7 protein-coding genes are annotated in these 7,359 nt (G+C 42.8%); all 7 read left to right on the top strand.

The window, feature by feature from the left end; all coding sequences use genetic code 11:
- Window positions 1-62: 62 nt before the first annotated feature.
- The 7 genes from BKK50_RS08060 to BKK50_RS08090 all read left to right on the top strand — a co-directional run bounded on the left by BKK50_RS08060 (window position 63) and on the right by BKK50_RS08090 (window position 7,211).
- On the top strand, window positions 63-530 hold the full coding sequence (locus BKK50_RS08060) for a DUF1523 family protein (protein WP_077417062.1): 468 nt from the start codon (window positions 63-65) through the stop codon (window positions 528-530).
- A 106-nt stretch (window positions 531-636) separates the two neighbouring features.
- The gene (paeA, locus tag BKK50_RS08065; protein ID WP_077417050.1) at window positions 637-1,929 is read left to right on the top strand and encodes a polyamine export protein PaeA; all 1,293 of its coding nucleotides are present in this window, start codon (window positions 637-639) and stop codon (window positions 1,927-1,929) included.
- A gap of 81 nt (window positions 1,930-2,010) precedes the next feature.
- A complete protein-coding gene (locus BKK50_RS08070; RefSeq protein ID WP_077417052.1) occupies window positions 2,011-2,532 on the top strand; it encodes a hypothetical protein in 522 nt (173 codons plus the stop codon).
- A 69-nt stretch (window positions 2,533-2,601) separates the two neighbouring features.
- The gene (gene fruB / locus BKK50_RS08075; RefSeq protein ID WP_077417054.1) at window positions 2,602-4,125 is read left to right on the top strand and encodes a fused PTS fructose transporter subunit IIA/HPr protein; all 1,524 of its coding nucleotides are present in this window, start codon (window positions 2,602-2,604) and stop codon (window positions 4,123-4,125) included.
- A 2-nt stretch (window positions 4,126-4,127) separates the two neighbouring features.
- On the top strand, window positions 4,128-5,069 hold the full coding sequence (gene fruK / locus BKK50_RS08080; RefSeq protein ID WP_077417056.1) for a 1-phosphofructokinase: 942 nt from the start codon (window positions 4,128-4,130) through the stop codon (window positions 5,067-5,069).
- Between the two features lie 4 nt (window positions 5,070-5,073).
- Window positions 5,074-6,744, top strand: a complete 1,671-nt coding sequence (locus BKK50_RS08085) for a fructose-specific PTS transporter subunit EIIC (RefSeq protein ID WP_077417058.1) — start codon at window positions 5,074-5,076, stop codon at window positions 6,742-6,744.
- Between the two features lie 209 nt (window positions 6,745-6,953).
- Window positions 6,954-7,211 (top strand): FAD assembly factor SdhE, encoded by a 258-nt coding sequence (locus BKK50_RS08090; RefSeq protein WP_077417060.1) that lies wholly within the window; start codon window positions 6,954-6,956, stop codon window positions 7,209-7,211.
- Window positions 7,212-7,359: the final 148 nt, after the last annotated feature.

Consider the following 7,359-nt stretch of genomic DNA (forward strand, 5'->3'; position numbering starts at 1 on the left):
TAGTACAGCCCCAATTTTTTAAATATTTTCTATTTTTAGTGGTGTTTGCTTTTCACGGTTTTATGTTTTCCGTGGTGAACTATGTTTTTCCCCACTATGATGTGACACGTGTCACCGGCGTGGAAGTTAAGCGTGTTGATAAAGATGGCCCTATCACCAAATCCAATCCGGCAGATGGTCCGACACGTGATGTGTATTACATTAATACACAAAATGATGAAGGGAAAATTATGGTTTACCGTAACGAAGACACCCGTTGGGGCTTTCCTTTCTATTTTAAATTCGGTTCAGCCAATTTACAGGCTGAAGCTCAGGCCATGGGAAATGAAAATAAACTGGTACAAATCAAATACTATGGTTGGCGTTTAACGATGTTTGATGAATTTCGCAATGCAGTTTCCGTGAAAGAAATCAGCGATGATGTTACCCCAAGCCACCCGATTTTATCTTGGGTGTTTTATGCCTTCTTATTGGTCACATTATTTCTTTCCATTCAATTCATCCGTGGCTGGTTTGATAGCGAAAACTAAGGTTCTATTTCCTTCAAAGTGCGGTTAAAAATAACGGTATTATTCAATAATATAGGGACACACGCAGTGTGTCCCTACTAAAACCCATCAAGTTAACGAGAAAATTATGAGTTTATTTTCAGCAATTTTAGTCATAATCGTGTTAATTATTATTAGTGCTATTGTTTCATCTGCGGAAATTTCCCTTGCCGGTGCTCGCCGAATTAAATTACAAAATATGGTCAATGAGGGTAATCTTAAAGCCGCACAGGTGCTGAAATTACAAGAACAACCGGGGCGTTTTATCACCGTTGTGCAAATTGGTTTAAATATGGTAGCAATATTGGGGGGAATGATTGGTGAGGCGAACCTTAGTCTTCATTTACAACATTTTTTACGAGATTATGTTGAAGAATCTTGGGTTGAACCAGCGTCCTCTTGGGTGGCATTCTTTTTGGTAACCTGCGCCTTTATCCTTTTGGCGGATTTAATGCCGAAACGCCTTGCGCTGATTAATCCTGAAGCTGTCGCATTACGTACGGTCGGTATTATGCAGGTGCTGATTTTTTTACTCAAACCTATCGTTTGGGTGTTTGACGGATTATCAAATTTACTGTTCAAGCTTTTTGGCATATCAACCTTGCGTGATGACAATATGACACCGGAAGATATTGTCGCTGTGGTCGAAGCGGGGGCGGAGGCAGGCGTGTTAAAAACCCAACAGCATTATCTCATTGAAAATATTTTTGATATGCAGGAACGCACGGTGACCTCCACTATGACAACCCGTGAAAACATCGTGTATTTAGACCGCACTTTTAGCCGTCAGGAAGTGATGGATACCCTCTCTCGAGATTCCCATTCCAAAATTGTGATTTGTGATAATGGATTGGATAAAATTTTAGGCTATGTGGAATCCCATACTTTATTGACAATGTATTTACAAAATACCGATGTGTCTTTGACCGATCCTAAATTACTCCGCAAAGCCTTATTTGTGCCGGATACCCTCTCTCTTTATGAAGTGTTGGAACTTTTTAAATCCACCGGTGAGGATTTTGCTATTATCGTCAATGAATATGCTTTGGTGGTGGGTATTGTTACCCTCAATGATGTAATGAGTATTGTGATGGGAGAACTGGTTTCCAGCGAAGAAGAACAAATTGTCAGTCGTGATGAACATTCTTGGTTAATTGACGGCGCAACGCCTCTTGAAGATGTGATGAGAGTATTGGATATTGAATCCTTCCCTGATGAAGAAAATTATGAAACGATCAGTGGTTTTATGATGTATATGTTGCGTAAAATCCCGAAAAAGACCGATTTTGTTGTTTATGGTCAATATAAATTTGAAGTCATTGATACGGAAAACTTTAAAATTGACCAAATTTTAGTCTCTCTTGTGAAAGAGGGGGAATAGCGATGTGTTTCCTTGCGTAATCCCTTGAAGCCAGTATAATGGCGGCGATTTATTTCAGACCCTAATTAACGAGGAATGATTATGTTAAAAAAAATTTCAATATTGCTGTTTTCTATTGTTTTAACTGCTTGTTCTTCCATCACCGCCTATATACCTTTTATGAGCGATGACAAAAAAGTGATTAATTTGGATAAAGACAAGATTGATCAAAAATCCTATTCTGCTGCCTATGAGGCAACAGTCGTAACCTATAAAGGTCGTGTGAACGAACATTTCTATGTGGATAATTTTGCCAGCGGTGCCAATGACTGGTATTTAGGGCGTATTCTCGTGCCAATCAAGCAAATTCAGGACAAACTTTATAGCGGTGGACACGATTCCGATGTGTATGCTTATTATAGCGGTGTATTACACGCTGAAGCACTCCAAAATAACTTCAATCGTCTAAGCCCAGACTGCTGGCGTAAGTTGGATTCACCAAGTGTCACCCAAGGGATTTATGATGCGATGCGTGATTTGAAAAAAGGCAATGTACGCAGTGACGATGATGACTATATCGCAAAAGGGAGTGATGAACTGTTAAAGGTTTGCACCTCTCGCTAAATAAAACTGTTGATGGTGTTATTTCATCAACAGTTTTTCTTTTTCTAAATCTTAGACTAAGGAGTAAGAATGTTAGAACTTTCGGAAAGCAACATTCATTTAAATATCAGCGCAGAAACCAAGCAGCAAGCCATTGAAATGGCAGCTCGTGCCTTGGAAACGGCGGGTAATGTAGAACCGGGCTATTTACAGGGAATGTTGGTGCGTGAACAGCAAACCTCCACCTTTTTGGGAAATGGTATTGCCATTCCCCACGGCACATTAGAAACCCGTGAAATGGTGAAAAAAACCGGTGTGCAAGTGTTTCAATTTCCAAAAGGGATTGAATGGGGAGAAGGCAATATTGCTTATGTGGTGATAGGGATTGCCGCCCGTTCCGATGAACATTTGGCATTATTACGTCAATTAACCCATGTCCTTGGCGATGAAGAAACCGCAGCAAAATTAGCCACTCTAACCGATGTAGCACAGTTCCGTGCGATTTTAATGGGTGAAACCACAGAAGATTTTACTCTCCCTCGAGAAAACATTCGTTTGGATGTTGATACCTCAAGTTTACTCACCTTAGTGGCAATGAATGCCGGTCAATTACAAGCACAAAGTGCGGTAGAAAATGGCTTTGTTTCTGAAATCATTGGCAATGCCGCAATGCCGTTGGGGAAAGGATTATGGGTCACCGATGCACTTTCCGGTAATCTGAAAAATGCTTTAGCGTTTAGTCGCGCAAAAACTATTTTTAGTCACAATGGTAAGCCGGTAAAAGGGGTGATAACCGTTTCTGCGGTAAATGATACTATCAATCCGGTATTGATCCGTTTATTGGAAGAAAATACGCAAACTACACTGTTAAGCGGAAATACTACTGAAATTTTGACCGCACTTTTAGGCGGTGAAGGGGTCGTTTCTGAGCAAACTCAGTCAACGCAAACGGCAAATGCGGTGGTGGGGACGTTTACCATTCGTAATGAACACGGTTTACACGCCCGCCCTAGTGCTGTATTAGTGAATGAAGTGAAAAAATTTGTTTCAAAAATTACCGTCCAAAATATCACTCGTGGTAGTGAGCCTGTGAGTGCAAAAAGTTTGATGAAAATCGTGGCGTTGGGGGTGACACAAGGTCATCGCCTGCGTTTTGTGGCGGAAGGGGATGATGCCAAACAAGCCATTGAATCCCTTGGAAAGGTGATTGCAGAAGGCTTGGGCGAAAATATTTCCGCTATACCACCGGCAGAACCGGATACGATTGAGGTGATGGGGGAACAAACCCTTGCACCGGAAGTGACGGAAGAGAACGGTTTACCTTCCGATGCTATTGAAGCGGTCTTTGTAATTAATAACGAACACGGTTTACACGCTCGTCCAAGTGCCGTATTAGTGAACGAGGTGAAAAAATACAATGCATCGGTTGCTGTGCAAAATTTAGATCGTGATTCCCAATTAGTGAGTGCAAAAAGCCTGATGAAAATTGTGGCGTTAGGGGTGGTGAAAGGCGCTCGGCTACGTTTTGTGGCAACGGGTGAGCAAGCAAAAGAGGCCATTGAAGGTATCCGTGTGGCGATTGAATCCGGGCTGGGCGAAGGAAAAGGGGAATAATCATGGCAAAGGTCGCAACCATTACGTTAAATACCGCCTATGATTTAGTCGGTCGCCTATCCCGCATTGAATTAGGCGAGGTGAATACCGTTGAAACCCTTGGGCTTTTCCCTGCCGGTAAAGGGATTAATGTAGCCAAAGTGCTGAAAGATTTGGGGGTTGATGTCGCAGTGGGAGGATTTCTAGGGGAAGATAACGCCGGTGATTTTGAGCAAATGTTCAAAAAACAAGGTTTGCAGGATAAATTCCACCGTGTCGCCGGAAAAACCCGTATTAATGTCAAAATCACCGAAACCGAAGCCGATGTGACGGATTTGAATTTTCTCGGTTATGACATTGCCCCACAGGATTGGCAACAATTTGCAGCAGATTCGCTAGCCTATTGTTTGGATTACGATATTGTTGCGGTGTGTGGCAGCTTACCACACGGGGTTACGCCACAATTATTTGCCGACTGGTTAAACCAATTACACCAAGAAGGCATAAAAGTGGTACTAGATACCAGTAATGCCGCACTGAATGCGGGGTTGACCGCCCACCCTTGGTTGGTGAAGCCGAATCATCGGGAATTAGAAGCTTGGATTGGGCATCCACTGAATACGCAAGAAGAGATTATCAATGCCGCACAGCAGTTAAAAGCACAGGGGATTGAAAATGTGATTATTTCCATGGGGGCTGAAGGATCTTTGTGGATTAACAATGAAGGGGTGATCAAAGCCCTACCGCCAAAATGTGAGAATGTCGTCAGCACTGTAGGGGCGGGCGATTCAATGGTAGCCGGACTAATTTATGGCATTGAAAAAGGCTTATCAAAATCAGAAACTCTAGCCTTTGCCAGTGCAGTGTCTGCGTTTGCCGTATCACAAAGCAATGTTGGGGTGAGTGATCCCGCATTACTTGAGCCAATTTTAAACCAAGTGAAGATGACAGAGATTGAAGGATAATAAAATGAAGTTATTTTTAACCCCATCATCCCATGTAGGTAAAGCTAAAGCCTATTTATTAAGCGAAGTGCTTCATAACGCCGCACAAAAAACGAATGTTCTGCTCCTTGAAAATGTCGCTGAAGCGGAAGTGATTTTGGTTGTGGGATCATCATTACCAAACAATACCGCTTTTGTGGGTAAAAAAGTCTATTTGGTGAGCGAAGAAACGGTGATGAACAATCCGGAAGCAACCCTTGCCAATGCACAAGCGAATGCGGTGGATTATGTTATGCCGGAAAGTGCGGTCGGTTTTGACGGCGTTTCCAATGTGAAAAATATTGTTGCGGTGACCGCTTGCCCAACAGGTGTGGCGCATACGTTTATGTCTGCTGAGGCGATCGAGGCTTATGCGAAAAAACAGGGTTGGAACGTTAAAGTGGAAACCCGAGGTCAGGTCGGTGCTGGCAACGAAATTACCCCCGAAGAAGTGGCAGCAGCTGATTTAGTGTTTGTGGCGGCAGATATTGATGTACCATTGGATAAATTCAAAGGCAAACCAATGTACCGTACTTCCACCGGTTTAGCCTTAAAGAAAACGGCACAAGAATTTGATAAAGCCTTTAAAGAAGCCAAAGTATTTGAAGGGGGAAGCAGCAAATCCTCAAATGTCGAGGAAAAGGCTGAGAAAAAAGGCATTTACAAACACTTAATGACAGGCGTATCCCATATGTTACCTTTGGTGGTGGCAGGGGGATTGCTTATCGCTATTTCCTTTATGTTTGGAATTGAAGCCTTTAAAGATGAAACCCTTTTCCATGGCTTGCCAAAAGCGTTAATGGATATTGGCGGCGGTGCAGCTTTCCATTTAATGATTGCGGTGTTTGCCGGTTATGTGGCATTTTCCATTGCTGACCGCCCGGGGCTTGCTGTGGGCTTAATTGGCGGCATGCTTGCCACCACTGCCGGAGCGGGGATTTTAGGCGGTATTGTTGCCGGCTTCCTTGCCGGTTATGTGGTGAAAGGATTGAACGCGGCCATTAAATTACCGGCAAGTTTAACCTCCCTAAAACCGATTTTAATTTTACCGCTTTTAGGCTCGTTGATTGTGGGCTTGGCGATGATCTATGTGATTAATCCTCCGGTTTCGCAGGTGATGAACGCACTGAGCGAATGGTTGAAATCCATGGGTGAAGTGAATGCCATTGTATTAGGAACGCTAATTGGTGCGATGATGTGTATTGATATGGGTGGGCCGGTCAATAAAGCCGCTTATACTTTCTCCGTGGGGATGATTGCTTCACAAGTTTACACGCCGATGGCAGCCGCAATGGCGGCAGGTATGGTGCCACCAATCGGTATGGCGATTGCCACTTGGATTGCCCGCAATAAATTTACTGCTAACCAACGGGATGCGGGTAAAGCGTCTTTTGTATTAGGGCTTTGTTTCATTTCTGAAGGGGCATTGCCTTTTGTGGCGGCCGATCCTCTTCGTGTGATTGTCAGTTCTGTGATCGGTGGGGCAACAGCGGGGGCGATATCTATGGCTTCAGATATCACTTTGCAAGCACCACACGGAGGCTTATTTGTCATTCCGTTTGTTTCTGAACCATTGCGTTATTTAGCGGCGATTGCGGCGGGGGCGTTGGTTACCGGTGTCATTTATGCCGTTATCAAACCGAAAGCAACGGAATAGTTAATTTAAAGTGCGGTTGGTTTTTCGGGTGTTTTTTTAACACGATGTAGTCAATGCACAAAATGAAAAACGTAGGGATACACTGCGTGCGTCCATTATAAAAATCAAATTATTTCAATGCGTTATAAGCGGACACACGCAGTGTGTCCCTACAAATAAACCAAAAATCTTTGAAAAATTGACCGCACTTTTGATCTGCAGAGGGCTATATGGAAAAATATAACAAACTTCGTATCGAATGGGATTGTCGTCGGGGAATGTTGGAATTGGATAACATCATTATGCCGTTTTACAAACAGCATTTTGACAACCTCACGGAGACTCAAAAAGATCAGTTTATTCGTTTACTTGCTTGTACGGATTTACAACTTTTCTCTTGGTTTTTTAACCGTGGCACAGCCGATGATGAGGAATTGCAAAATATGGTGGAATATATCCAAACCATGCAAAAAATGCCTATGGCTTAAAGTGAAACCTTTCTTATTTCACAAATTAATTTACGCTTAATTTACAATTTATTCAGGACGTATCTATTGAAATATTAATAAAATCTTATAGAATCAGCTTCCATCTTTAGGCAGAGAAATTACACTATGAGCAGACAGCAGACAGCAG

This window comes from Rodentibacter rarus, from assembly GCF_001998965.1.
GTDB classification, from domain to species: domain Bacteria; phylum Pseudomonadota; class Gammaproteobacteria; order Enterobacterales; family Pasteurellaceae; genus Rodentibacter; species Rodentibacter rarus.